We start from the raw sequence: 24,038 nt of genomic DNA on the forward strand, positions 1-24,038 counted from the left end.
TACCTGCCCGGCAGTATTTCCTCCCCCTATGCCGCATATTTCCTCACTCTGAAACTTCCCTCAGCTCTATCTATCCTTATTCATTGGTGCTCTATCGAGCCTCGAATGATTTGGAGCGGTTGCTGCTATGAAACAGGGACAGGGGAAAGTGAAAAGCGCAAAGCAATTATTGGCGCTGGCGCTCTGTAGCTTTATCTCCTGTGCCGCCGCTGCGCAAAGTTCGGAACCTGCACCAGCTGTCAGACTAACTTCCAAAGAGCCCGATGACTGGCGCTTCCTTGCCACTCCCTATCTTTTTCTCCCGCTTCGCACTAAAGGGACTTCTACTGTCGCTGACACCAGTGTCGATATTGATCTGGATTTAAGCAAAACCCTGGAGCTCCTCAACGCTGCATTTTCTGTACGTCTGGAAGCCTGGAAAGGGCGCTTTGGGGTAGTGGCGGATCTCTACTATGTGCACCTCAGACTGGACAAGGGAGCAACCATCACCCCGCCGCGAAACCCACAGCTGGATATCGATGTAGATATTGATGTGGAAGTGGATGCTCGCCAGGGCTGGATAAATGCCCTAGCCGGTTACCGGATTTTGGAAGGGAACCTGGCTAATAGTGGGCGAAAGTACTTCGTTGATGTGGGAGCGGGTTTGCGCTGGAACCGATTAAAGCAGGAAGTGAAAGCACGAGCGGGAATTAATATAGGCCCCAGACCCGAGTTCAGGAATCGCCTCGGAGGCAAACAGAGTTGGTGGGAACCTACACTATCTGCGCGAGGTGCAATCGGAATTACTGAATGCCTAACCATTGCTGTACGCACGGAATTGGGAGGCTTTGGCGCTGGGGGTGATGACTTACAGTGGAATCTACTAGCCGGATTCGACTGGCGCGCCTGGAAGACAACCTCGCTGCGTTTTGGGTATCAGTATTACAGTATTGATTATTCCGATCGACTCTCTGATGGGCGTTTTGCTTATGATATTACTCAACATGGGCCGTATATAGCGGCGACTTGGCGGTGGTAGTTGAGCGAGTTCTATTTTTGATTAAAGCGTGTGGGGTCGCTCAATGATCTTCTTAGTGACCGTTATTTATGAAGAGGCTAAGATTTTTAGAGTAATAATCTTAAAATCAAAGAGTTGGTTATCTATCTGCAACATTTGATAGTGGTTATATTGATCATACTTTTTTATTTGGTTCGATGGTCTCATTTATGTACATCTAATTGAAATGATAGTGAAAGGTAAATGTGAGCAGTTGATTTACATTTGAAATAGTAGTCAAGATAATAGTGGTTAGGGTGACTACTATATAAATGCTGCATGAATGGATGATTAGGTGGGTTGGCCAATATTTTTAGAGAAATATTACTCTTTGACAATTATAGGTATGGTCGTAGGGCTGATTTATCCAATGTATATGACCTGTTGGAGTAACCAAGCTAGGCGTGGAGAGTTGTCGGAAGAATCTAGAAGTCGAGCTTCTCTTATGCTCAGTAGCATAATCTGTTCATTTAAATTTGGAGTTTTTACATTCCTGTTTTTAACAATAGTAGCTCTTTTGTGCGGTATAGCGCTTACGACCTGGGCAATATTCCATGAATTATACAGCTAGTGGCTGTTATCGATCCTATGGGGCGGAATGGCTTTTCTACTGCTTTAAAGTTAGGCACTACATTCATTAAACGTGAGTCACTATGGAAAATCCTGCAGTCTACATCATTACATTGATAGCTGGCGGACTGGCTCCACTTTGCTGGTTCCTCATCCGACGTAATCATGTCCTCTCCGAAAAAATTGGAATCCTCCAAGCATCGATTGATAGTAAAGATAAAGAGTTGCAAAGGCTTATTGCCGAAAGGGAAGAGGCTGATAAAGTATATAACGAAGCGATCAAGACTCTCACAAAAGAAAATAAAAACCTTAAAAGTGTAATTTCTCAATACAAAAAACCAATTCATATGCCACAACCTATAAAGCCCATGGGTAGTGGTGTAAAGTAAATGTAACAAGTTTAGGCTTTGCTCCTGAATAATGACCCATATTTGGACGTTAGGAGTGAATAAATTTCCTGAGATCTTCGAGAATATGAAAATTGATAAAAGTGATGCTCGAAAAAGAGCCGATGAAATTAAGCCTTATCGTTGTAAAAATCTGATAGCTGTTCTCGAGTGTCCAATGGATATGAAGAACATTGGAGCAGTCATTAGAAACGTCAATGCATTGGGTGTTGAAAAAACGTATATTATTGATCCACGCAACCTAATACCCGATGACTGGCAGGAAATGAGAGAAAGGAAATCACTCTCAAAACCGTCTGTCTCTGCGATCAAATGGAGTTTCGTAAAGCGTTTTGATAGTACCAAAGAATGCCTGGATCATTTGGTGAACAACGGATTTATCTCGATTGTCACCTCTCCCCATGTAAAAGGAAAAAACAACTTTATATTGCATGAGGCTGATTACACTCAGCCAAAACTGGCTGTTTGGTTTGGTAACGAATCTAGAGGTATAAGTGATCTAGCAGTCGAAAATAGCGCTTTCTGCGTATCCATTCCAATGTTTGGAATGATTGAAAGCTTGAACCTCGGAACAACTTCTGGAATTGTATTGTATGAAGTTACTAAGCAGCGCCGTGAATACCAGGAAAAGTACAAGAGAGCAAACCGTAGCGACTAATAGAACGATGAAGTTGATGTCCTATTTGTGTGTTTTTTACACGGTGGCTGCATTCTTTTCCTCAAATGGGTTAAGAAACTTTCCTTATTGAATAGGCACCTACCTTTCGGTCGCAATTACTCTTGGGTAACTTATAAAACAAGCAAAAATTATTTCGTCCTTAAAAGCACCCCAAAACGATAAGGTCAAAGTTACTTTAATATGAGCAGAATAGAGTTTAAGGAACTAACCCAAGCGAATCGAGGTGAGCTGTTAGCTGTACTCAATGAGGATTCACTTAGGGAGCACTTAATTAAACATGAATATTTTGATGACCAAAGCCTTAATGGGTGGATCAAGTCTAAGTTAGAAGTAGACTCCCTGCCTGGGTGCCGTGTTCGACTAATTTACATCGGTGGAGTATTAGCTGGGTGGTGTGGTATTCAACCTGACGATAGCGGCTTTGAGATGGCCGTTGTCATATCTCAACAGTTTTGGGGTTCTGGACTCTCGGTATTCAAAACAATGATCGGTTGGGCTAAGGAGTTAGGGCATAAGGAAATGGTGTGTCATTTGCTTGACAGTAGGCCAGAATACAGAGCTTTGAAAAGAATATCCAAAACAGTACATAAAACTGAGCTGTTGGGTCGATGTTTTACGACATACTGTATCGAACTCGATAAATATGTATAGATTAAACTATAACTGGTCGGTGTATCGTTTCTTTCTTGTTATATGAAAAAATAAACTATGGCTTGGATTTTGGTTTCAGATATTTTTGGTCGTACAAAAGCGTTAGAGCGATTTGCAGCTGATCTTCCTGGTAGTGTAGAGATAGTTGATCCGTATAATTCAGAATTGATGAATTTCGATTGTGAAGTTGAGGCGTATTCACACTTTACATCAAAGGTTGGGCTCGATAAATACGTTGAAAAATTATCAGAACGAATCAGCGCATCATTTGGTCATGTGAGTTTAGTAGGTTTTAGTATTGGTGCATCGGCCATATGGAGATTATCTGATCATCAAGCTTTGAGTAATGTTTCAGGGGCAATTTTATTTTATAGTTCACAAGTTCGCCATTACGTCAAAATTGATCCTATATTTCCTACGCGCTTGATATTCCCGGCGATGGAGCCTCACTTTTCTGTATCAGAGGTCATGCAGACGTTGAAGCAGAAAGAGCAAGTGGAGGTTCATCATTCCACTTACCTTCATGGCTTTATGAATCCCCATTCCAGAAATTATAATGCAGAATCTTATGCTAAATACAAGCAGATAGTATGTAATACGCCCTTCAATGACCCCATCTGTAAAGGTTTCAGTTGAGTGCAGTTCGTATTGGAGTTTGAAAAATATCACATAGAGACAGTTGTTGTTGGTTAGTTTGTGCAAGTATTTAGCTAACCGAGGCCTTTCTAAAGGTCATAGACTAACTGGAAAGCCGCTGGGAAGACCGAACATTTGCTTCTCAACGGCTTCGACACTTCACCATCTATTCCTTTTGGATGCGCCTATATATTTCTTCTCGATGAACAGGTACGGATCTGGGGGCATGTATCCCCATCTTCACTTGATTGCCTTTAACCTCTAATACCTTAACCGAAACTTTGGTGCCGATTCGTAGGCTTTCACCTATTCGGCGTTTCAACATCAACATATTCGTTTCCTATTGATACAAGCTACAAGAAAGGGCGTTCTCTTGGGTGAGTATTGAAAGAAGCGGCTAGAAGAGGGGGAGCACGAGAGCGATAAGCATAGAAGAAGAAAAGGCGAGCGCAACGCTCCCAGGGCTTGGGGACACGCCTCAAGCTGCTGAATGTACACCACTTTATTGAAGACGAGCGGGTATCTAGCGTATGATGCATATAGCCATTTTGATAATTATGGTATCAATTTGGTTAGCTGGCCCCGGGTGTTGGTAGCACCTTGGGTCAGCGCCTTTTACTTATTCTTATATCTCGCTACCGTTCTCCTCTTGAAGAAATAGATCGTTTAGGAAGTTCTGGTACTTCTATTTAGGTGAGAGCCGAATCAAGCCCAACCAAAAATAACAAAATATTAATAGAGATCTATCGATTTTACGCATCTTTGATATGGAAACAAACTTAATTGTTTCTAATAGGATAATTTAAGCGCCTTTTATTTACCTATGCGCTAGTGTGATGAAGCTCAACCAAAGAGTTTCTCTCGTAAAATACAAGCACCTGGTAGGTCAGCTTCAAATTCTTAGAATCTATATATTAAACATAAAGAATCTGAAAAATTTTGGTCGAAATATCGTAAGTGTTTTTTAATGAAAACCCTGAAGCTTTAGGAATAATTGCCAAAGGTAACTTGCTACGGGGCCCATTGGATTAGAAGCTTGTCTTGCCACGCGTACTTCCAGTTCTTGCGGTTTTGGGATCCCTTCCACTGCAATGGGAGATAATAAGCCCTGTTCAAGCTCCGCTTCTATCATATGTTCTGGTAGCGTACCCCAACCCATACCTTGAAGAATAATTTCTTTTTTAGTTGGAAAATCGTTGACTCTCCATTGATCGCCCCCTTCAAGCACCCCGTAGGTTTTAGTGGATGACTTCCTACCACTGATGATCACCTGGGGATGGCGTAGCATAATCTGCCTTGGGACTTCCTCGTATTGGGTAAGTAGGGGAGAGTCGCCAGCGATCACAGAAATGAATTTCATATTCATTAGATGAATGGATTCAAGCTGGTCGTAAGTTTCAGTCCACGGAATAATAGCTATGGAAACCTGGCCTCCCTTCAATAAGTCCAGTGGCCCAAGGCCATTTTCGGAATAGACCTCCAAGCGTGTTTTTGGGTACTCAATTTTGCACTGACGGATTGCGCTGAGTATTGGGCCGACTGGTATGGCGGAAGTAAACGCAATACCTACTTCCAGTTCTTCTCCTGCGACTAGCTGTTTAGCTAAGCTCTCAAACGAGTGGGCTTCAGCTAGTACATGTTTGGATTGTTCATACAGGGCTTTGCCGTCAGCTGTGAGTGTGCTCCTGTATTGGTCCCGATCAAACAACTGTAGATTGAGGTCCGCCTCTAATTTCTTGATGGCGGCGCTTATAGTGGGCTGTGTTCGGTGAAGTGTTTGGGCAGCAGCTTTTAGCGAGCCACCTTCAACTATCGCCTTAAAATATCGTAATTGTTCCAAAGTCATAGTGGCGTGAGCTTAGAGAAAATATAGGTAAGTTTCTGATGCAGCATATTTGAGGATCTTAAACTGAAAATAGCCATTAACTGGCTTTCTTTTGTGAAGCATCTTTTCTGTTGTGCTGACAACATGAGTAATCTGCACTTGATACCATTTGCCAGTGCTTGCAAACTGGACAGCATCAACACCGCTGATCATTTTGAATGAGTAACGTAAACCAGCTATTTGTTTTTCTTCTGCCAGCAGAAGCTGGGAGTCTGCATACACCTTTTTACTACATACCTGCGCGGTATCATCACCCGATATCAGCTAAACCAACATGTTAGTCAAAAGCTAACAAGAGGTTAGATTATAGTTAATATCATTAGCTTAAGTCTAACTTTATCCTTATCTCCCTATCAAGAAGTGACCTGTTCGTGAGGCATTGCGAACGGTCGCGCTTTATCCGAACATTTGGACGATATTGAGGCGAGTTATGATCAAACGGACAGACGTGTTAATCGTTGGCGGAGGCTTTGCTGGTGTTTCTGTGGCCCAAAAGTTAGCTAAGCAGGGTATGCAGGTGGTGTTGGTTGATCGAAAGGACCATTTTGAAGTGACCTTTGCCACATTGCGTAATGCGATAGCTCCTAGCTTACTGACTGCTAATCCACGTAAGTATTATCGTGACTTTATTCAGAGTGATTTTGTTCAAGCAGATGTGGTTTCCATGGATGACCGGATAGCAAAGTCATCGAATGGATTAGAGATTTACTTTAAGCGGGCAGTTATCGCGACAGACAGCCGCTACCCAACCTTGCCGATAGCTAAATCTACATCAGCTTATACAATTTCCGAGCGTGAGCAAGAAATGCGGAATGAGCAAAAAATACTGTCGAAATCTCAGTCAGTTTTGATTGTAGGAGGCGGTACGGTTGGCGTGGAGCTGGCCGGGGAAATTAGCAGCGCTTATCCCAATAAAACCGTGACGTTAGTCCATTCTAAAGATGTACTACTTGGCCATCTTAAGCCTAAAACTCAGAACAAGGCGCTAGAACAGCTTGCGGCTAAGGGTGTTAGCGTACATCTCAATACCCGGCTAGTTAAGGAAGGTGCAATTTACCGTTCTATGAATACTCAAGAAACTTTCAAGGCAGACTTGGTTTATGAATGTGTAGGTATGTCGCCAAATACCGAGTTTCTGAAAACAGAATTACCCGGTGTGTTAGATAAGATGGGATTAATTAAAGTGGACGAATATATGCGAGTTAGGGGTTATTCTAACCTTTATGCGATAGGTGATTGCTCTACTCTGGATGAAAATAAGCACGGCTATATAGCAAACGTTCAAGGAGGCATCTTAGCGAGCGTTATCATTAATCAAGCCAAAGGTAAAAAGGTTAAGCCTTATAAAACACCTAGTTATGCCATTGTTACACCGACCGGTACAGAGACTGGTGTAGCTCAAATGCCCTTTGGTGTATTTACCTCAAAGCTATTCGTTAACTTAAAACAAAAAGACATGGGGATAGGCCATATGCTTAAAGCGAGCGGTACAACTCCAGACTTACTTAGCTAGAGCTTTTTGGTATGCAGTAGAGTATCTCTGATGAAAATCTACTAGTCTTTAAGGTTCCTTTGAGTAGACATTCTCACTGGCCATTGAAAATTAAGTAAGAGGTAGTCCAGATACTAGCCATACTTGCCAGATGCGTATGAGGCGGCATAGAGGTGTTACTGCCATTAGTAGTAGTTTATTTGCGTAGGTAGGTTCCCCCCTCTGAATTGATTACAGGAAACCAGGTGGCCTTTTCTTCTTAATTTGCGGTATTGCGTATTTACTTTCTTCAACGTAATGTTTATGCCGAAAGCATGAAAATGTAAGAAGTGAGTTCCCGCTCTTATGGGGTTCTACGGGGCACCCGTAAGGGCTGGTGAAGGTCCAAACTTATGGACGGCTCCTTTCGTGTGATGAATATTTTTCATAGGCTGTAATCTGAATGGGAAATTGAGCATAGGTAGGAGGTCTGTATGTTTATAGGAGAGGTGTCAAGAAGGACGAATCTCACTGTAAAAGCGATAAGATTTTATGAGGAAAAAGGCCTCATTGCCGTTCCTAAAAGGCAGGGCAGATATAGAGTCTATACAGCAGAAGATGTTGAAATTCTTACTTTGATCTCAGAAGCCAAAGTACTTGGGGTGACTTTGGCTGAGTTGAAGGATGTTATTCGATACCATAATGGAGAGGTTGATTGGGCTCGAATCAGTGTCTTTCTGAAGAAAGTAAAAAGAAAAATTGAGGCTGAATTGGAATCACTTTCTAATAAAGCTGAAAAGGTTGATCAATGTATTGCGTCTATAGATTCCTGTCATAAAAGCCTTGACCCTCCCCTTAAGGGGAGACGGTAGACTTTTCATCATGTCTTTAAGCAATAGTATGACGAGATGAAAAATATCCTACTTATAAATGGCAATCCAAAGAAGAACAGTTTTGTTAAGCAGTTGAGCGATGTCTATGAGTCTGAAGCAAAGAGACAGACTAATGTTCGACGATATAACCTGTCGGAAATGGACTTCAATTCGAATTTAGAGTTTGGGTACGATGACTATCAAGTATTGGAGGATTGTCTATCTGAATTTCAAGAGGCTCTTAAATGGGCACAGCATATTGTTGTGGTGTCGCCTATTTGGTGGGGCGGATTGCCAGGAAAGCTTAAAGGCTTGATTGATCGATCTTTTCTTCCCGGAATTACCTTTAAATTTGAGAGTGGTAGTGCAGAACCGATACAACTTCTTAAAGGCAAAACATCAAGAATAATTTTGACAATGGATGCCCCTACAGAATATTTAGAAGAACAAGCAAAGCCAGTATTAGAGCAGCTTGATCGATTTACTCTTCAATACTGCGGCTTCTCGAAAGCAGAGGTTAGTTTATTTGGTTCAATGATTATGTCTGATAAGAAACAACAGGACTCCTGGTTGAAAACTGTTAAAGCACTTGGTGCTAGCTGTATTTAGCCTAGAACAAATCAATCTATGTTAGTTATGACTTCCTAACGACAACCAATACACTTGACGATACCTTAACTTCAATAGTTATGATTATTGGCAACAAATCCTGTATAAAAGCCATTTACCCTATGGAACTTTCGGGGAAAATTTGACAGTCTCTGGGCTTATCGAAGATGAAGTCTTTATCGGCGACCAACTTAGCATAGGCGATTGTCTCCTCGAGGTAAGTCAGCCAAGAATTCCATGTTTTAAACTCAATATGGCTTTAGATAATGATAATACCGTTAAATTATTTAAAGATTACTTCAACACTGGTGTGTATTTTAGGGTGCTTGAGGAAGGTTATATAGGACAAGAAAAAAACTAAGTAAAGTTGCTGAGGCACCTGGTTCTGTCAGTGTAAATGCCATGTTTAGAGCCTTATTTGATAAGGAGTATGCTTTTAGCAAACAAGTACTTGAGGCCGTCCATCAATTGCGGCCCCTCTCCCAAGAGTGGCGAGAAAAAGTGGAAAGACGCCTGAAGAGGATTGATTAGATAAGCAGTTTTGTGATGGCTCGTAAGACCTTCCTGTTTGTATCTTTGGTCAATGGCGCTAAAGCATTATGCCTGCACTTCAGATTGATTTGCACTGCCAAGATGCACGGCCTTGCCCCCTAAATGTATTACGTCAAGTTGCTTGAGCAGATTCCTCACTGTCAATCCGTTGAGGGTTATGAGTCACTGCTACCTTGGGGCATCCAACTTGAGAGAGTGGAGTGGCCATTAATAGTTAACGCCTTTAAGTTTTGATAATTATTTCAAATCTGCTTTGAGCGCATTGATACCGTGCTTGCCAAGAACACATTTCACAAATACGCTTTACTAAGTACAGCCCTTGCCCCAAGCCGGAACTATGTTTGTTTTTTGCACTTTCAGTAAAAGGATCTTTTATCAACTTCTGCTGAATCTCATCAATATTATTCGAAAAATGTAAATTTCCTTGTGAAAATTTAATGCTCAATTTATGGTCGCTGGCGTAATGATCTGCATTTTCTATGAGGTTAGTAAAAAGGTGCAGCAACAAATTTTCATTAGCTCGCACCTTTTCTTCAGCAGAAACCTGAAGTTCAAAAGTTAAAAGGCTATCAGGGCTTGCTTGTACATGATTTAATATCGATTTTTCAAGTACAAACAATAAGCTTACCTCCTGGCGTTCCAGTGACTCCTGCCTTGCCAGAGCCAGCAGAGTTGATATAGTTCTTTGCATCTCTGATGAAGATTTTTGTAGTCTCTCAATCTCCATTAAAGATATTCTGCCAGTACCAGCTACTTTGCTAATAATATTACGTAATACACTCAATGGAGTTCTGAGTTCATGACTAATGTCCCGAGTAAAGTCGGACTCACGCTTTAAGATGACTTGTTTATACAATAAGGTATCTTCAAAAGTCTTTGCCAAATAACCTATTTCATCTTTAGGGTAAGCTCTGGCGAAGCCCGGCGAAATGGGCTGCTGCTTACTTCTTGAGATTGCATAAGCAAGAGATTGTAGAGGCTTTAAAGTATAACTTGATACCCAGAAGGCCAGCAATAAACCTAAAACTACGAGTAACACAAGCATCAATGATAGCCATATCGTTACTTCTGGTAGAAAATCAGTACTAACTTCGTAAGCGGAAATGTCTGCAACTAATACCATTTCCAGCTCCCCCAGAATTACTGGTTTGATATGGAGAGTTGGGCCTCGATCTAATACAAATTCAACTCTTTCTGGATCTTGCTCTAGCAAAACAGGAATATTACCTGGCAAAGCACTTCTACTTCCATACAACTGAATAAACTGCAATCTTGGAGTTGTAATTTCTCCCGATGATTTATAGACTTCCTTGAGATATATGGCCTCATTATTGACTAATCTATTAAAAATATTATCTTCTACTACCCAAGCATAAGCCACTATTACAAGACTATAAAGCAAACCCAAAAAAATTGAGTAAATTGCAATTAAATACAAGGTGCGCTGCTGTATGCCTTTCTTTGGCCACTGAGCTGGGTTATTCATATGGCACATCTAATTTATATCCAACCCCATGAATATTTTTTAGCATGTTATATGAAAAAGGCTTATCCAATATACTTCTCAATATATAGATATGTGATCGTAATACATCACTATCAGGAAAATTATCTCCCCAAATTTTACTTAATAGTTCAGAGCGGGTCATAGCTTGAGGGAACGCCTTGGCGAGTAACAATAGTAGTTTGAAGTCTGTACGACTGAGCTTTAGAGTCTGCCCTCGGCGGGTAGCTTTATGCTGGCGTATATCAATACACAATTCTCCAATATTAAGGATTTGAGATCGATAAAGGTTATGTCGACGATATAAGGCCTTACACCGCATAGCCACCTCTTCCAATGAAAATGGCTTGGTTAGATAATCATCAGCACCAGCTTCAAAACCAATCCCTTTGTCATAAATACTATCTCTAGCGGTGAGCATCAACACCGGGGTATTCACTTCATAATTAGTTTTGATCTGTCGGCATAACTTAATACCATCAATATCAGGCAACATTAAGTCCAGCAATACTACATCATATTGATGTTGTTGAAACAGGCTATACCCCATCTTGCCACTACTGGCATAGTCTACCTGGAACAGTTGTTGCTCTAAAAAGTCGCACACCTGGCAAGCGATGTCTGTATTGTCTTCAATTAATAAAGCTGTCAGGCTCATGATTACCTCTTAGTCAGCACTATTTCGTAAAGATAACACTTTGTTGATGGCCAAGTCATATCCGGCAGCGATAGCTTCTGCATTCGGAGTTACTGGGATATCTGGTATTACACCGCTAACTTTATTGTCCCCATTGGGCCTTACCAGCTTGCGTGTAGTGATATAAGCCCTCAATTGTGAATGTGGCAAATTAAACAAGTTACCTTGCGCAGTTTGGTTAGAGTAGCCTTCCGTTTTCTGACCAATCAATGTAGCAAATCGATGATCTTGAGCCGCACTAGAAAATACGATAGCAGCAGAATAAGTAACCGGGCTAATCAGTATATAAACTTCTCCTTCAAATAAGTTATTATTATCTATGGGGCGGTGCCATTCATCCCAGTCGTATTGAATCAATTCTCCAGCTTTTCCCTTATAGTTAAAAAGCCCTCGATTTTGTTGATTCAATTTTTCTGTCATATAAGAAATCATACGAAACTCTTTGTGGGCAATATAGCTTAATAAATAGGTGGCGCTATCAGTATTACCCCCTAAGTTTTCGCGCAAATCGATAATCAAGCATGTAATTTTTCTATTTTTGATATCAGTAAAAGCTTGATCGATAAACTTGCTAAACCAGTCCAATCCTACATCAAAGCTGCCTATATGAAGATAAGCAGTGTCATCTGATATGACTTTAAAATAGAAGTCCTGCCTGCCATTGATAATTTCATCTTGAAGGTGCCAGTTTTGTTTGGAAAGTAACTGGGTAGTATGATTGGATCGGCTTACAGGCTCCTGCCATTTCAATTCAAAATCGTCAATAAACCCAAAGACAGCCCATAACATTACACCAAACCGTTTAGTAATAATTTGCTCTCTTAGAAAGCGAGACTCCCCACCTGCAAACTTCTGCATATGATCCATCAAGGTTTGAATACTTTGACCATTAATTCCTGTAATTCTTGCCCCTGCCGGCACTGATTGCCTACCATTTATATACGTATTCTTTGTTACGATACTACCATCAGGAGTTAAAGTAACAGCCAATGGAAAGGGCTTTTTGCCACTGGCTATAAGTTTTTCATACTCCTGATAAGGCCATATCAGAAAAGAATGACCATCATTAAACTTGTGCGCCAGTTGCCCTACAATTCGATAGAAATGGAGTCGATTCATAGAATCAGAGATTTGTAGCTGTAAGTCTCTCACCGCTTCTTCCAGCTCCTGCAAATCGGTATAATGATCTAGTGCCGGATGTCTTTCTAAAGCCCCCAAGTAGAATGCCTCCACATCTTCTCGCATTTCAGCAACAGTTAATTTTTTTTCCAACAAAGAGCTGTCTGTTAACTCAGGAAAAATCTCTAGATGTGATGAGTTACAAGCAATAACCAATACTGAACTTACCAGAAAAAAACAAATTTGATATAACCTTTTCATTTCGAAAACTCAAGTTTGAAATGAGCAGCTTAACAATGGGGTTGTGAAGATTCTGTCAAGCTACGTAATAGCAAAGCTAGAAGCTATTCCATTAACTCAACAGGCCTAGTTAAACACCCAGTTCAACTTGCGTCAGCTAAAGGCAGGTAGTTTGTTTGGCATTGCATCTCTGTTATTTGGGTAAGTTACAACCCCAGGAGCAGTTCTGGAAACCCAGCAAATAGAGTATTGACACCGGAGCTGATAAAATGTTGTAAATTCAATAGCTTGTCTAGTTCTAGGAACCTAACGCCCAGGGTTCTTTCTCCCAATCCAACCTCTAGACATCACTTACCAAGCCTCCCACCAAGGAAAGCGCTCTCACTTCAATAGGTAGAGATCTAAGAAAGTGTGTTTCATGCAATGTATCTAATTGAGTGTATTTTCTACCAGGTTTATGTCTATCTGGTAGAAAGTGCAGTAGCTATTGGGGCTATAGTATCGCTCAATCTTAATCCCGCAGAATAAAAATTGATCATTCGATTGATATTAGAAAATAGTGCTCGTTACTCCATAGTTTCCATCATCATCTATTCTTTTGGACAGACTTGTGGATTTACTTACAGCGAATAGGTGGATATCTGAGGGTGTATCTATAAATTTAAGATCGTCGTGTCCCGATAACTCTCTCTGTAACTGAGTGCTCAGTGTGGATTGGCAATACTAAATGAGCCGCAAGGTCAGTATATATGGAGGGCAAGAGGGAGGTCTGAACCTTCGCTATAGAGTCGCTTTTGTGTATATTTCATACAAATAGTCGGCGGATCACACCTCTTCTCACAAGAATCAGACAAAATTCATATGGACGTCAGGTCTTATAAAGCCTGAATAGATACATTGGTTGCTTATTACTTCATGTTTAAGCAAGGATATGTCATGAGGCACCTTTGTATTTCAATTGCTCTACTCTCACTCCTAATTTTGAGTGTTCACAGTTATAGTCAGGATACACCGACAGCTCTTGAGGGGCCCTATCTTGGACAGAAACCTCCTGGGTTAACTCCAAAGTTATTCGCTCCTAATCCCTCGAAAGAGTATCGGGATTGGGGTGGCTACTTCACGCCTGATATGCAGGAGTACTACGTTACAAGAAGATATCACCAAAGTGGCGAGTCTTCGAAGGTTGTATTTAAGCTTGAGGGTAATCGCTGGTATGAATCGGAGGTGGCCTGGGGTGGCTCTATCTCACCTGATGGTCAAATAATGTATTCTAGAAATCGATATAGAGAGCGCACTGACAATGGTTGGTCAGAACCTAAAACCATGGGGCCACTATTTGAAGACTTTCGTATCATGCGCCTTACGGCTTCTGCAAAAGGAACGTTTGTATTTGATGAAGTAGGTTCAAATGGAGATGGTATTCTTCGCTATTCGCGTCTGTTAGATGGTAAGCGTGAAGCGCCAAAACCTTTTGGAGAGCAGATAAATACAGGCAAGTGGACTGCTCATCCGTTTATTGCCCCTGATGAGTCCTACATTATCTGGGATAGTGAAAGAGAGGGTGGATATGGTGATAGCGATATGTACATCAGTTTTCGTCAACAAGATGGCTCATGGGGTGCGGCTATTAACTTCGGTGATAAGATCAATACAGAGGGGGAAGATGGTGGTGGATATGTAACGCCCGATGGGAAATACCTTTTCTACTGTCGGCGTTGTACTCCACCGAATTTTGAAATAATGTGGGTAGATGCGAAGTTTATTGAGGCCCTTAGGCCTAAATAAAATTTACACTAAGCTACGCCTAGTTCTCTGTATCTATCATCATGTTGCTAAATTTAAATTCTTTAATGATATTTCCGGTCTTCACGATACATGAAGCCCCGGTTGATCCCGCAGCAACTTGTTAAGTTGTATAGAATCCTTTCACCAAGTGAGAAGGTGAGCACCACACTAAGTGTGCTGGCGCTCACTTTTATATATTGCTCAACTCAGCCTCTATTAGCCACTTGCTACCGAAAACTTGAATCTATGTTGAGAGAAATCAGGTTAGATAAAGGTTTGTGCAAATAGATATGCGCACCACAAAAGCCTGTTCTTTCTGATAACCTTTTATCTATTTGGAGCGGAAGTTCAGTCTGAGACATTTGTTGTAGAACAGATAGCTAATACCGGAGTTAAAATTAGCTGGAGGGATTGTTCAGTGCGAATAGATGCTCTTTTGGGGCTCCATGATCGGTTAAAATCTATACAAGGTGATATAGATGTCTCAGATATGTGGGCTTTGTATCTTTCTATTACTAAAAAAGGAGTGTCTTTTTGACTAAAGGTGAATGCAATTGTGGAGAGATAGCTTATGAGATACAAGAATCCCTCACAGATTTATATATGTGCCACTGTTCAATCTGTCGTCGTTCCACAGGGAGTGGCGCTATTACTGTAGCTATTGTGCCTACCGAGAAGTTTAGTTGGGTTAAAGGTAAGGAGAACCTTAAGTACTGGTCTAAGCCCGGGCATGATTGGCATACAAATTTTTGTGCTACTTGCGGTTCGACTCTGCCCGGAGAGAATGATTCTTTAAATACTTACATTCCTGCAGGAAGCTTGGTGGATGGTAACGAGAATCTAAAAGTGGTTCATCATTTATGGGTTGACTCAAAGGCCTCTTGGGAAGTAATAGGTGACGCCGGGAAGCAGCATCCCAAGGGGTTTGAATCTTAAATTATTTAACGTCCTGGTTTATTGCGCTTTATATTTTTACTCATTATTACGTGTGTAGTGGCAGGGAGGTTAATTTTGGAGTGAGTTTTGTTTCTGGAGCTTGAGAATACAAGGCATTTTTAGGTGTATTATCTCGGCTGTAATAGCCAGAGAGATAACTCATTCTCCTGTTCAGAAAATTGCCGAAACAAGCTCATATCCTCTATCTAATGTCCATATAAAAGCAATTGCGCTACAGAGTCCAGCAACAGAATAACGTATCCGGATTTCCCACTCCTTTTTCCATCGACTGGCCAAATAGGTAAGGGGCCATATGGCAAGAATTATGAGTACTTGCCCGGCTTCTATTCCCAGGTTGAAGGCCAAGAGGCTTTGCCAGATATTTGGGGAATCAACTTGGAGTATTTCATGTAATAAAAATGAAAAACCCAGGCCATGGAGCAGGCCGAGCATGCAGGTGCCGATAAAAATTGTACTTTCGCTGCCTGTGATCTTAGTGTCTTCCCTGTGTAGTGATATCCAGGCCATATAGATTATGGATAGGGCGATACCGGTTTCTACCATAGGCACAAACCAGCTGACTGTGGGAACAAAGCCAAAGAATCCGGCTGAGAGGGTGATACTGTGACCGATGGTAAAGCCGGTAGCGCGCCACAAGAGTAGGGGTAGGCTGAGTGCACCGAGGCTTAGGCAGAGTACAAACAACACGTGGTCCAACCCCTTCAGGATATGGGCCATGCCCTCCGCCAGAAAAGTCTTTACAGCGTCTATTGAGGAGTGGGTAATCAGTAGTGGCTTTTGCATAAGACCGCGTGAGCGAAATACCTGGGTCTTACCTGGGTTGTAATCCAGCACCAGGTTTGCGGTGTCTTCCTGGTTGGGGAGGCCGGGGTTAAGAGAGCTGGATAGTTGGTATTCACCAAGGGGAGCTTCCAGAGGGTAGTAAATCTGAATATCAACCAAGGTGTCGCCCACATACAACCTTTGATTGGTATCTTCAGGAAAGTATTGCTGCATAAATGCCTGCTGTGCCTCCTCCAGCGTTGCAAAATCCGGTTCATTCCCTATCCGATACAGGCGCACGGCTTTTACATCGCCTTTTATTTGCATGTCAGTATTGCGGAGAAAAGTGGCGCTCTCTGTAATACTACCGAGTCCTAGAGGCGCTAGCTCCAGCTGCTGGAAATCCACATAATGGACCAGGTCACCTTGATCCAAGGAGTTTTTGGTATATGGGGCGGGTTGTGGGAGTTTGCCTGTATAGGGGTCGCGCCCCTTTCCTGCTTTATCTGCCAGTAAATAGGGCATAGGCACTCTCATATATAGGTTGGCACCACTGGCTGTGTGCTCTATATGGAAAATCCGTACATTGAGGTTGAGAAGGAAATGCGCTTGTGCTTGCCCGCTGATGCTGGACATGAGGAGGTATAGAACAAGCATTGCGGGGAACCTGTATGTGCTGTTTTTCATGGCCCTAACTATTTCTCTATTTTATTCTTACCGCACGGATAGGGGAGTAAATCCAGCGATTTTCCAGTGGTTATCAGACTGGATAATTGCGATATTGGCCCGGGTTTCTTGCGGTCTTTGTTCAAAGTGTCCCCAGCTTCGGTCCTCTACTACCGCCTGCCAACTTGTAATCAATCGGAACCCTTTATTGCCATTCAGGTTAATTTGGCTGGAGTACTCGACTTTAAGATTTGTAATAGTACTGATTGATCCCAAGCCACCACTCGTTGTTTGGGGGCGATAAATTTGTGCCAGATTTGCATAGGTACTTTCGAAGCCTTCCTTGGTAATCAGGTTTTTTAGCTTTAATTCCAGATTGATCGGTAGAGGTTCTTTAAATGCGGCTGCAACTTTTAACAGTAGCTGTTCTGTTACTTGGCCCAAGTCCCGTTTTTTAGCGGTTCCTGGGAGGTTTACCAGGTATTCTTCTGGAAGATTGAGGTACAAAGCGCCAGCTGAGATTATTATGGCGGTATAGATAATAGTTGAACCCTTGCGGCCTAAAAGTGAGTGTTTGGTGGATAGCGTCAATACAATTATCGTAATAATAAGAAATGAAAATAGGATAGCCATAGGGACCGCCAAACTAGGGGTTTCTATTACGAGTGGATCGCTATTTGGAGGTCGGTAATCGTATAGGTAGTTGTGCCACTGAATATCAGGAAATGAGGGAATTACATGGGTGGGGAATGGGCCTGTGGGGTCCTGAATAAGGGTGGGAACGGAGTTGATCGTATCGGTGAATATATTCCAGTCTACGGTAACACTCTGGGGCAGTGCATCGATGGAAAATTTTTCCCGGTAGCCAATCATCACTGAGCCCATTTCAATAGTGTCATTCTCTGAAATCTGTGAGTACCCGCTATTATTTGCGCGGAGAAAAACAGTCTCAATGCTATTCGGCTGTGAGGGCGACTGATCAATAGAAGTTGGATTTTTATTATTTAGATAGCTGCGTACTGTGTGGTGCAGGAAGGCCTTACTTTCTGGTGTTAATGGTTGCCAGGCATCAAAAGGGTGATTGGTCCACTCCAGTAAGTCCTTGGTGCGCACGAGTATCTCATGGCGTATCTGGCGGGGCTCTACGTAGAGGAAAGACATTAGAGGGTAGCGATTATGCCGACTAATGTCGGTGTTCTTAAAATGTGTATTCCATGGGTCTTTCCAGTCGATAATGAGTGGCTCAGGTTGGGATAGGTAGTGAAAGCCGCTGATAGGTGTTTGCCCGTGGCGACTGGTAAAGCCAATTGTCACGGATGCCAGCTTGTCACTACCGATGGGTGGTTTTAGTTGCAGGTCTGAAAGTCCACTGATAGGATATTTCAGCTGAGTTAAAAGAATCTTTTTATCTGCTGGGAAATCCGGCATTTTTATGCCGGTGCGGGGATCGGTTTGCCCAGCAAAAGGGGAAATTCTAGGTTTCCTCTGGGCTACTCGAATTGAGATGACTTTGGGCTTAATGCTCTTGTTTCCAGAGAGTACTTGAAAATCGAAAGATTGCTGGGTTTTTGCCGATTGGGCCAGTCGATAAATGTCTGGTGTATCTTCAATTCCTGGCCAAAATAGTTTGGCATCGCTTGCTGATATCTCGAATCTAATGTTTAGGATATTTTTTTGTATATCAATCTCCGCAATATTGTTGGCGGTCTCTGCGCCACTTAAACTGATGAAATCAGCCTTGCTGGTTGTTGATAATGTACTGTTGAATAGTATCAGGGCCAGGCTGATAAGTATTTTGTCGAATGATAAATAAAATTTCGCTTTGGGAGTCATGTGTTGCTTGAGCAGAGTTGATCAGTTGCACATTATTCGTTTTTGAAGGGGGGTTAATTTAGTCTGGTGCTTCAAGATTAGTACCGAAGGCTGCATTGACTTCCCCGTAGATTTTCTCAATCAGCTTTTTATAAATTACTTTTCCGCCATAAATGGTAAGTATGAATACAACCTCAGTAGGGGCAGCTGGTAACTTTTCGGACTCCGCCTTTGTACTGCTGGGGTCCCAGGTCGGAAATTTCACTTGCCGGTTACTGATGGCCCATTCCATTCTGAGGGCGTCGAGATCGCCAATGTGGTTGCTGAGCAAATGCTCGACATGAAAAGTTAATTTGTCGCTGTTACTCAATGCTGGCAGGAAGTAGGTGGTGGCTTGCTTTTGGCGAGGGGAGGCTATACGAGCGCCGGGCAAGTAAGCGTCCCCGATTGCCGAAGTCGTATTTTTCTTTTGTAGTTCTTGAGACCAGAGAGCATCACTGAATCCGGATGCCAGTAACAGAAGAGTAATACTGAAACGCTGCAATAGGGTTTTAGTCGGAATCATCTTCTTGTACAGAGTTTACTTATGGGTTTTATGCCTTTAGGCAGCTTAGTTGATGATTCAAGTCACAATATGAGGGTAGGTTGGTATGGCGTGGAGTTTCGTTTTGAAACTTGAATAAGTTGGTGTTGCCAGTTTTGGGGGGATACGGGGATTTAATTGATGACGACTAGATGATTCGGCAGTTCATCTTTAATGGTGCTGGTGGGTATCGCTTCGTGAAGTAGATCTCCGCATTGCTCAATACATGCCAGTAATGCCTCTCCAGCTTTTCCCCGCTTGATTTGTTGCACAAAATTTTCAACTACTCTCTGCCAGTTGTCATTGGTGATGTGTTGAGCAATGCCTCTGTCGGCCAGTATTTCTACATAGTGTTCGGCTTCTGAAACAAATATCAGTAGCCCGAGTCGGTCCTTGGTTGCGTGTAAATCCTGCTCCAGAAATTGCCTGCGGGCTAAATTTGAAGCTCGCCAGAATTTTATTTTCTTTGGTACCAGGCGCATGGTGATGGGGCGCCAGCGGAATATTACTGCCAGGACAATAAATAAAATCCACTGAAGCGTCACCGCCTGTTGGAGGTTGATCCAGAACGGCAGGAATTCGATCAGAGGGGAGACTAACAGTGTTAGGAATGCGGCCCATAGGGTAGAGATATAAAGGTAGTTGTCGGCTTCCTTAGCGACCACAGCCATGACTTCAGCGTCGGTGCGGGACTCTACTTCCTTGATTGCCTCTGCTACCTGGCGTTGATAAGTATTGGTGAGCATTACCATCCTCCCGATGCGCCCCCTCCGCCAAAACCTCCGCCGCCCCCGCTAAACCCGCCCCCAGAGCTGCCGCCGGATAGACCTCCGCCAAATCCACCTCCACCATAGTAGCCGCCGTAGCGCCCCCGCTTAAAAATGCGGCTCTGTGCAGGTGAACCCAGTGCGGCACTGCCGAAGAGGTGTAGCATGACCAGCAGAAGGAACAGGCCGACCAGTACAGCAATTCGACGCCTCTCTTTGGTTTCTACGGGTTCAGCGACATATTCATTTTTCGTCGCGGCGATAATTGATCGAACCCCTGCATTGATTCCGCCGCTAAAATCGCCATTGCGAAACTCTGGCAGTACTTTGGTTTGGATAATATTTGCCGCCAGTGCATCGGTTAGGGCTCCTTCCAGGCCGTAGCCTACTTCGATACGGACCTTTCTATCATTGGGCGCAATCAGGAAAAGCACTCCATTGTCTTTGTCTTTTTTTCCTAGCTTCCACTTGCGTGCCAGTTGGTTGGCATACTCCTCTATAGTGATGCCCTGAAGCTCGGGGATGGTGGCTACAACCAGCTGATTGTCGCTGTCGCGCTCATACTGCTGTATCAACTCAGTAAGTTGGTATCTCTCATCGGCCTTTAACAACTCTCCCTGATCTACTACCCGGCCGGACAGCGCTGGAAACTGTACATCGGCCCAGGCTGCTAAGGCACAGACCAGAGCGATCAGGGTGGTTATGGCAAGACTGGGGCGGTTCATTTTGGGGTCGATGGCGCCTGTCTATTGGAAGTTGAGGAGCCTCTAAATAACTCCGTAATACCTCTGCGGGTCTTGAAGGCTGCAGATGTTAGGCGCAGCTCGCCGCGAATGGCCGTAGCCCTTTGCAAGAGCTGCAACACAGCAGCTGTGGCCTTCAAGGCCCGCCCTTCGGGGCTTGCAGAGCGATTCACACTCCGCGTTACGACTTCTTGAAAGGTCTAGACATTCCTGCGAAGCCGCGCCTTGATTGTGAACCGCTCTGCATGCCAGAGGTATCATGGAGTTATTCAGAGACTCCTTAACCTCAGGTGCCTTATCGGCATCTTCACTGGTGGCTTCGAAAGTTTCTCGAAGCGGCATATCTGTGTAGAGCACGGCATGCCAGATTCTTCCTGGAAAAGTGCGAATCTCACGGTTGTAGCGCTCTACAGCCTGGATATAATCCCGGCGCGCGACACTGATGCGGTTTTCGGTGCCCTCTAACTGAGATTGCAGTGTGAGGAAGTTCTGGTTGGCTTTGAGGTCGGGGTATCGCTCTACCACCAACATAAGGCGGGATAGCGCGCTCGTTAACTGGCCTTGTGCTGCTTCGAACTGTTGCAGCTTGGCTGGGTCATTGAGAAGGTTGCCGTCAACCTGGAGAGAGCTGACTTTGGCCCTGGCCTCAGTGACGGCTTGTAGGGTTTCCCGTTCGTGGGATGCGTAAGCTTTTACGGTTTGCACCAGATTGGGAACCAGATCGGCACGGCGCTGGTATTGGTTTTGGACCTGGGCCCAGGTGGCTTTAACCTGCTCGTCATAGGTTGGGATATTGTTGACACCACAGCCGCTGAGGGTGGTTGCCAGCAGCAGTAGCAGTGAGCTCTGCCAAAAGGGCCAGCCGCTGGGGAGCGCAGAGGTCATGCGGAATATCCTTATTCTCACGTGAACCCATCAAGAATAGTCCGCCTGACTCCCGGCGCTGGAGAAGGCATCACCATGGAGCCAAAATGGCGTTAAAAGCAACAATATTTAAAGCCAAAGTCCAGATATCCGATATGGACAGGGATTATTACGCCGAACATCCGCTCACTTTGGCGCGACATCCCTCGGAAACAGATGAGCGTATGATGGTGCGCCTACTGGCTTTTGCACACAATGCGGCGGAAACGCTGGAGTTTACCCGGGGATTGTCCTCCGATGAGGAAGCGGATCTCTGGCAAAAAAAACTGAGCGGGGAAATCGATCTCTGGATCGAAGTGGGGTTGCCCACTGAGGAACGAATTCGCAAAGCCTGCAACCGCTCGAAGCGCGTTATCGTATACAGTTACGGGCGCCGTGCAGCACCAATCTGGTGGCAGAAACAGGCCAGCCAATTGGAGCGCTTTGATAACCTTACCGTCTACCATTTAGCCGCTGATGCCACTGAGCAATTGGCGGCTATGGCTGAGCGCAATATGGACCTGAGTGCAACCATTCAGGATGGCCACATCTGGCTGGCTGATAGTGACAACAACGCGGAGATTACTCCGGAAACCTGGAAATAGGAGCAGACAACTTAATGCCTTCTTTTGACATTGTATCTGAAGTGGATAAGCACCAACTCACCAACGCTGTGGATCAGGTGAATCGCACTATTACCAACCGCTTCGACTTTAAAGGTGTGGATGCGGAAGTGGAGATGAGTGAGTTCTCCCTGGTAGTTCGCGCTGAAGTGGACATGCAGGTAGACCAGATGGTGGATATGCTGCGCGGCGCACTGATCAAATGCGATATCGATCCACTGGCGATGGATGTAGGTGATAAAGAGCAGTCCGGCAAGCAGGTCAAATTGGACGTGACCCTGAAAAATGGCCTTGACAAAGAACTGTCAAAAAAGATTGTTAAGCTGATCAAAGATGAAAAGCTCAAGGTGCAGGCTGCCATTCAGGGTGAGCAGGTGCGTGTTACTGGCAAGAAGCGCGATGACTTGCAGCAGGTGATCGCCTTGTTACGCGGTAAAGAGCTGGAACAGCCATTGCAGTTTAATAACTTCCGCGATTAATTGGTTTTGCAGTGATCAAGCGTACTCTCTTCAGTGTTCTATCCGTGCTGTTGTCGCCACTGGCGATAGCCGCAGAAATTACCCCGGCTAGGTTGCTGGCCAGCTATTGGGTTGATAGTAGTGCAGGCCTGGATATTTCCGGCTTAAGTTTTTGTTCTGGAGATCTGCTGGCAGTCTCCGATAAGAATTCTGAAGAGATCTACACGCTTGAACTTCGCGATGGCAGTGCCGACCTGGTATCACATCTTCGCTTAAGCGGCCTTGGGATACCGGAGCAGGATGAGCCTGTCAGCGCTTGGGAAGGCTTCAAGGAGTTGTTCCGCCCGGCAGAAGATCTGGACTTTGAAGGTGTTACCTGTAGCGATGGCCAGGTCTATCTGGTCAGTGAGCATTACAACCGTATTGCCATCGTAGATATCGAGGGAAATGCACGCTGGCAGGAGCATAGCTGGTCGGCATTAGCCAGGTCCCAGGGGTTTCTACAGAAGACCAATGCTTCCAGCGAGGGGTTGGTGAAAGCCGACGATACTTTCTGGATAGCCATGGAGCGCGAACCCCGTGGTTTGTTGAGGCTTAATGCAGATGGCGAGGCCAGCACACTGACTCTGCCTCAAGTAGATGGTCTGGACTTTGCTGGCCGTTCAGAGGACTTGGCGGGATTGGATTACCACGACGGCGCACTCTTTACCTTGGAGCGCAACGCCCACGCCGTGTGCCGCAGGGCACTTCCTAGCCTGGAAGCAGAGTGGTGCCTGGATTATCGCGCCCTTGAAGAATCTCCCGAGCGGGTTTATGAAGAAACCCGCTATGGAAAGGGCGAGGGGCTGGCAGTCGGAGAGCAGGGTATTTTCGTTATCCTCGACAACAATAATGTTGGCCGTGCCCAGGCGCCTGACGACAAGCGCGCGCTGCTGTTGCATCTGGCAATGCCAGATGAGGTCAGTAGGCTGCAATAATTGACTCTGTCTGGCGCCGTACTTTCCGGGAGTCGGCGCTAATCCCATCCCTTTAGTTCTTTCCCGTTCAACAA

At 44.1% G+C, this 24,038-nt stretch carries 26 protein-coding genes; 14 read left to right on the plus strand and 12 right to left on the minus strand.

Going from position 1 to position 24,038, the window contains the following annotated elements; translation table 11 throughout:
- Window positions 1–127 precede the first annotated feature (127 nt).
- From ACJJIS_RS05650 to ACJJIS_RS05670, 5 genes are all read left to right on the plus strand, one after another.
- The gene (locus tag ACJJIS_RS05650) at window positions 128–1,018 is read left to right on the plus strand and encodes a hypothetical protein (RefSeq protein WP_475709669.1); all 891 of its coding nucleotides are present in this window, start codon (window positions 128–130) and stop codon (window positions 1,016–1,018) included.
- Window positions 1,019–1,689: 671 nt separating this feature from the next.
- Complete coding sequence (locus ACJJIS_RS05655) at window positions 1,690–1,995, plus strand: hypothetical protein (RefSeq protein ID WP_444911241.1); 306 nt, start codon at window positions 1,690–1,692, stop codon at window positions 1,993–1,995.
- 55 nt (window positions 1,996–2,050) lie between these two features.
- Window positions 2,051–2,671, plus strand: coding sequence for a TrmH family RNA methyltransferase (locus ACJJIS_RS05660; RefSeq protein WP_444911240.1), 621 nt, complete (start codon window positions 2,051–2,053; stop codon window positions 2,669–2,671).
- 201 nt (window positions 2,672–2,872) lie between these two features.
- On the plus strand, window positions 2,873–3,343 hold the full coding sequence (locus ACJJIS_RS05665; protein ID WP_444911239.1) for a GNAT family N-acetyltransferase: 471 nt from the start codon (window positions 2,873–2,875) through the stop codon (window positions 3,341–3,343).
- A 57-nt stretch (window positions 3,344–3,400) separates the two neighbouring features.
- Window positions 3,401–3,979 (plus strand): dienelactone hydrolase family protein, encoded by a 579-nt coding sequence (locus ACJJIS_RS05670; protein WP_413662784.1) that lies wholly within the window; start codon window positions 3,401–3,403, stop codon window positions 3,977–3,979.
- Between the two features lie 166 nt (window positions 3,980–4,145).
- Here the strand turns inward: ACJJIS_RS05670 and csrA are convergent, their stop codons facing one another.
- The 3 genes from csrA to ACJJIS_RS05685 all read right to left on the minus strand — a co-directional run bounded on the left by csrA (window position 4,146) and on the right by ACJJIS_RS05685 (window position 6,086).
- The gene (gene csrA / locus ACJJIS_RS05675) at window positions 4,146–4,310 is read right to left on the minus strand and encodes a carbon storage regulator CsrA (protein WP_413662783.1); all 165 of its coding nucleotides are present in this window, start codon (window positions 4,308–4,310) and stop codon (window positions 4,146–4,148) included.
- Window positions 4,311–4,943: 633 nt separating this feature from the next.
- A complete protein-coding gene (locus ACJJIS_RS05680; RefSeq protein ID WP_444911238.1) occupies window positions 4,944–5,825 on the minus strand; it encodes a LysR family transcriptional regulator in 882 nt (293 codons plus the stop codon).
- Window positions 5,826–5,837: 12 nt separating this feature from the next.
- Window positions 5,838–6,086, minus strand: a complete 249-nt coding sequence (locus ACJJIS_RS05685) for a hypothetical protein (RefSeq protein ID WP_444911237.1) — start codon at window positions 6,084–6,086, stop codon at window positions 5,838–5,840.
- A 208-nt stretch (window positions 6,087–6,294) separates the two neighbouring features.
- Here ACJJIS_RS05685 and ACJJIS_RS05690 point away from each other — a divergent pair, with 208 nt between their 5' ends.
- The 4 genes from ACJJIS_RS05690 (at window position 6,295) to ACJJIS_RS05705 (ending at window position 9,177) form a co-directional block, all read left to right on the plus strand.
- Entirely contained in the window at window positions 6,295–7,377 is a 1,083-nt protein-coding gene (locus ACJJIS_RS05690) for an NAD(P)/FAD-dependent oxidoreductase (protein ID WP_475709670.1), read from the plus strand.
- Window positions 7,378–7,829: 452 nt separating this feature from the next.
- Window positions 7,830–8,207: a MerR family transcriptional regulator gene (locus ACJJIS_RS05695; protein ID WP_413662780.1), complete on the plus strand. Its 378-nt coding sequence runs from the start codon at window positions 7,830–7,832 to the stop codon at window positions 8,205–8,207.
- A 36-nt stretch (window positions 8,208–8,243) separates the two neighbouring features.
- Complete coding sequence (locus tag ACJJIS_RS05700; protein ID WP_444911235.1) at window positions 8,244–8,816, plus strand: NAD(P)H-dependent oxidoreductase; 573 nt, start codon at window positions 8,244–8,246, stop codon at window positions 8,814–8,816.
- A 100-nt stretch (window positions 8,817–8,916) separates the two neighbouring features.
- Window positions 8,917–9,177 (plus strand): MOSC domain-containing protein, encoded by a 261-nt coding sequence (locus ACJJIS_RS05705; RefSeq protein ID WP_475708041.1) that lies wholly within the window; start codon window positions 8,917–8,919, stop codon window positions 9,175–9,177.
- A 414-nt stretch (window positions 9,178–9,591) separates the two neighbouring features.
- Here ACJJIS_RS05705 and ACJJIS_RS05710 read toward each other — a convergent pair whose 3' ends face one another.
- The 3 genes from ACJJIS_RS05710 to ACJJIS_RS05720 are packed head-to-tail and all read right to left on the minus strand — an operon-like array spanning window position 9,592 to window position 12,949.
- Window positions 9,592–10,854 (minus strand): sensor histidine kinase, encoded by a 1,263-nt coding sequence (locus tag ACJJIS_RS05710; RefSeq protein ID WP_444911234.1) that lies wholly within the window; start codon window positions 10,852–10,854, stop codon window positions 9,592–9,594.
- Window positions 10,847–11,530: a response regulator transcription factor gene (locus ACJJIS_RS05715; protein WP_444911233.1), complete on the minus strand. Its 684-nt coding sequence runs from the start codon at window positions 11,528–11,530 to the stop codon at window positions 10,847–10,849. The genes ACJJIS_RS05710 and ACJJIS_RS05715 overlap by 8 nt, the downstream gene beginning before the upstream one ends.
- A 9-nt stretch (window positions 11,531–11,539) precedes the next feature.
- Window positions 11,540–12,949, minus strand: a complete 1,410-nt coding sequence (locus tag ACJJIS_RS05720; RefSeq protein ID WP_444911232.1) for a S41 family peptidase — start codon at window positions 12,947–12,949, stop codon at window positions 11,540–11,542.
- 915 nt (window positions 12,950–13,864) lie between these two features.
- On the opposite strand from ACJJIS_RS05720, the gene ACJJIS_RS05725 reads away from it, so the two are divergent.
- Together ACJJIS_RS05725 and ACJJIS_RS05730 are read left to right on the plus strand one after the other, a co-directional pair.
- Window positions 13,865–14,713: a TolB-like translocation protein gene (locus ACJJIS_RS05725; protein ID WP_444911231.1), complete on the plus strand. Its 849-nt coding sequence runs from the start codon at window positions 13,865–13,867 to the stop codon at window positions 14,711–14,713.
- 534 nt (window positions 14,714–15,247) lie between these two features.
- Complete coding sequence (locus ACJJIS_RS05730) at window positions 15,248–15,649, plus strand: GFA family protein (protein WP_444911230.1); 402 nt, start codon at window positions 15,248–15,250, stop codon at window positions 15,647–15,649.
- Between the two features lie 171 nt (window positions 15,650–15,820).
- Here ACJJIS_RS05730 and ACJJIS_RS05735 read toward each other — a convergent pair whose 3' ends face one another.
- From ACJJIS_RS05735 to ACJJIS_RS05760, 6 genes are all read right to left on the minus strand, one after another.
- Complete coding sequence (locus ACJJIS_RS05735; RefSeq protein ID WP_475709671.1) at window positions 15,821–17,089, minus strand: HupE/UreJ family protein; 1,269 nt, start codon at window positions 17,087–17,089, stop codon at window positions 15,821–15,823.
- 57 nt (window positions 17,090–17,146) lie between these two features.
- Complete coding sequence (locus tag ACJJIS_RS05740) at window positions 17,147–18,931, minus strand: hypothetical protein (RefSeq protein WP_475709672.1); 1,785 nt, start codon at window positions 18,929–18,931, stop codon at window positions 17,147–17,149.
- A 58-nt stretch (window positions 18,932–18,989) separates the two neighbouring features.
- The gene (locus tag ACJJIS_RS05745) at window positions 18,990–19,475 is read right to left on the minus strand and encodes a hypothetical protein (protein ID WP_475709673.1); all 486 of its coding nucleotides are present in this window, start codon (window positions 19,473–19,475) and stop codon (window positions 18,990–18,992) included.
- 152 nt (window positions 19,476–19,627) lie between these two features.
- Window positions 19,628–20,239, minus strand: a complete 612-nt coding sequence (locus tag ACJJIS_RS05750) for a TPM domain-containing protein (protein WP_444911226.1) — start codon at window positions 20,237–20,239, stop codon at window positions 19,628–19,630.
- A complete protein-coding gene (locus ACJJIS_RS05755; protein WP_475709674.1) occupies window positions 20,239–20,985 on the minus strand; it encodes a TPM domain-containing protein in 747 nt (248 codons plus the stop codon). The genes ACJJIS_RS05750 and ACJJIS_RS05755 overlap by 1 nt, the downstream gene beginning before the upstream one ends.
- A 42-nt stretch (window positions 20,986–21,027) precedes the next feature.
- Window positions 21,028–21,888 (minus strand): LemA family protein, encoded by an 861-nt coding sequence (locus ACJJIS_RS05760; RefSeq protein ID WP_475709675.1) that lies wholly within the window; start codon window positions 21,886–21,888, stop codon window positions 21,028–21,030.
- Between the two features lie 86 nt (window positions 21,889–21,974).
- On the opposite strand from ACJJIS_RS05760, the gene ACJJIS_RS05765 reads away from it, so the two are divergent.
- The 3 genes from ACJJIS_RS05765 to ACJJIS_RS05775 are packed head-to-tail and all read left to right on the plus strand — an operon-like array spanning window position 21,975 to window position 23,964.
- Window positions 21,975–22,511 carry a YaeQ family protein gene (locus ACJJIS_RS05765; RefSeq protein ID WP_475709676.1) on the plus strand — a complete coding sequence of 179 codons (537 nt, stop codon included), beginning with the start codon at window positions 21,975–21,977 and terminating at the stop codon, window positions 22,509–22,511.
- 14 nt (window positions 22,512–22,525) lie between these two features.
- On the plus strand, window positions 22,526–23,008 hold the full coding sequence (locus tag ACJJIS_RS05770) for a YajQ family cyclic di-GMP-binding protein (RefSeq protein ID WP_108733959.1): 483 nt from the start codon (window positions 22,526–22,528) through the stop codon (window positions 23,006–23,008).
- 11 nt (window positions 23,009–23,019) lie between these two features.
- Window positions 23,020–23,964, plus strand: a complete 945-nt coding sequence (locus ACJJIS_RS05775) for an SdiA-regulated domain-containing protein (RefSeq protein ID WP_475709677.1) — start codon at window positions 23,020–23,022, stop codon at window positions 23,962–23,964.
- Window positions 23,965–24,038: the final 74 nt, after the last annotated feature.

It is taken from the genome of Microbulbifer maximicatervae (SeqCode), from assembly GCF_056231245.1.

What these genes read in the sequence shown, in the direction of transcription:
- ACJJIS_RS05650 (WP_475709669.1), top strand. Translation starts at nt 128, where the DNA reads ATGAAACAGGGACAGGGGAAAGTGAAAAGCGCAAAGCAATTATTGGCG.
- ACJJIS_RS05655 (WP_444911241.1), top strand. Translation starts at nt 1,690, where the DNA reads ATGGAAAATCCTGCAGTCTACATCATTACATTGATAGCTGGCGGACTG.
- ACJJIS_RS05665 (WP_444911239.1), top strand. Translation starts at nt 2,873, where the DNA reads ATGAGCAGAATAGAGTTTAAGGAACTAACCCAAGCGAATCGAGGTGAG.
- ACJJIS_RS05670 (WP_413662784.1), top strand. Translation starts at nt 3,401, where the DNA reads ATGGCTTGGATTTTGGTTTCAGATATTTTTGGTCGTACAAAAGCGTTA.
- csrA (WP_413662783.1), bottom strand. Translation starts at nt 4,310, where the DNA reads ATGTTGATGTTGAAACGCCGAATAGGTGAAAGCCTACGAATCGGCACC.
- ACJJIS_RS05680 (WP_444911238.1), bottom strand. Translation starts at nt 5,825, where the DNA reads ATGACTTTGGAACAATTACGATATTTTAAGGCGATAGTTGAAGGTGGC.
- ACJJIS_RS05690 (WP_475709670.1), top strand. Translation starts at nt 6,295, where the DNA reads ATGATCAAACGGACAGACGTGTTAATCGTTGGCGGAGGCTTTGCTGGT.
- ACJJIS_RS05695 (WP_413662780.1), top strand. Translation starts at nt 7,830, where the DNA reads ATGTTTATAGGAGAGGTGTCAAGAAGGACGAATCTCACTGTAAAAGCG.
- ACJJIS_RS05700 (WP_444911235.1), top strand. Translation starts at nt 8,244, where the DNA reads ATGAAAAATATCCTACTTATAAATGGCAATCCAAAGAAGAACAGTTTT.
- ACJJIS_RS05710 (WP_444911234.1), bottom strand. Translation starts at nt 10,854, where the DNA reads ATGAATAACCCAGCTCAGTGGCCAAAGAAAGGCATACAGCAGCGCACC.
- ACJJIS_RS05715 (WP_444911233.1), bottom strand. Translation starts at nt 11,530, where the DNA reads ATGAGCCTGACAGCTTTATTAATTGAAGACAATACAGACATCGCTTGC.
- ACJJIS_RS05720 (WP_444911232.1), bottom strand. Translation starts at nt 12,949, where the DNA reads ATGAAAAGGTTATATCAAATTTGTTTTTTTCTGGTAAGTTCAGTATTG.
- ACJJIS_RS05725 (WP_444911231.1), top strand. Translation starts at nt 13,865, where the DNA reads ATGAGGCACCTTTGTATTTCAATTGCTCTACTCTCACTCCTAATTTTG.
- ACJJIS_RS05735 (WP_475709671.1), bottom strand. Translation starts at nt 17,089, where the DNA reads ATGCTTGTTCTATACCTCCTCATGTCCAGCATCAGCGGGCAAGCACAA.
- ACJJIS_RS05740 (WP_475709672.1), bottom strand. Translation starts at nt 18,931, where the DNA reads ATGACTCCCAAAGCGAAATTTTATTTATCATTCGACAAAATACTTATC.
- ACJJIS_RS05745 (WP_475709673.1), bottom strand. Translation starts at nt 19,475, where the DNA reads ATGATTCCGACTAAAACCCTATTGCAGCGTTTCAGTATTACTCTTCTG.
- ACJJIS_RS05750 (WP_444911226.1), bottom strand. Translation starts at nt 20,239, where the DNA reads ATGCTCACCAATACTTATCAACGCCAGGTAGCAGAGGCAATCAAGGAA.
- ACJJIS_RS05755 (WP_475709674.1), bottom strand. Translation starts at nt 20,985, where the DNA reads ATGAACCGCCCCAGTCTTGCCATAACCACCCTGATCGCTCTGGTCTGT.
- ACJJIS_RS05760 (WP_475709675.1), bottom strand. Translation starts at nt 21,888, where the DNA reads ATGACCTCTGCGCTCCCCAGCGGCTGGCCCTTTTGGCAGAGCTCACTG.
- ACJJIS_RS05765 (WP_475709676.1), top strand. Translation starts at nt 21,975, where the DNA reads ATGGCGTTAAAAGCAACAATATTTAAAGCCAAAGTCCAGATATCCGAT.
- ACJJIS_RS05770 (WP_108733959.1), top strand. Translation starts at nt 22,526, where the DNA reads ATGCCTTCTTTTGACATTGTATCTGAAGTGGATAAGCACCAACTCACC.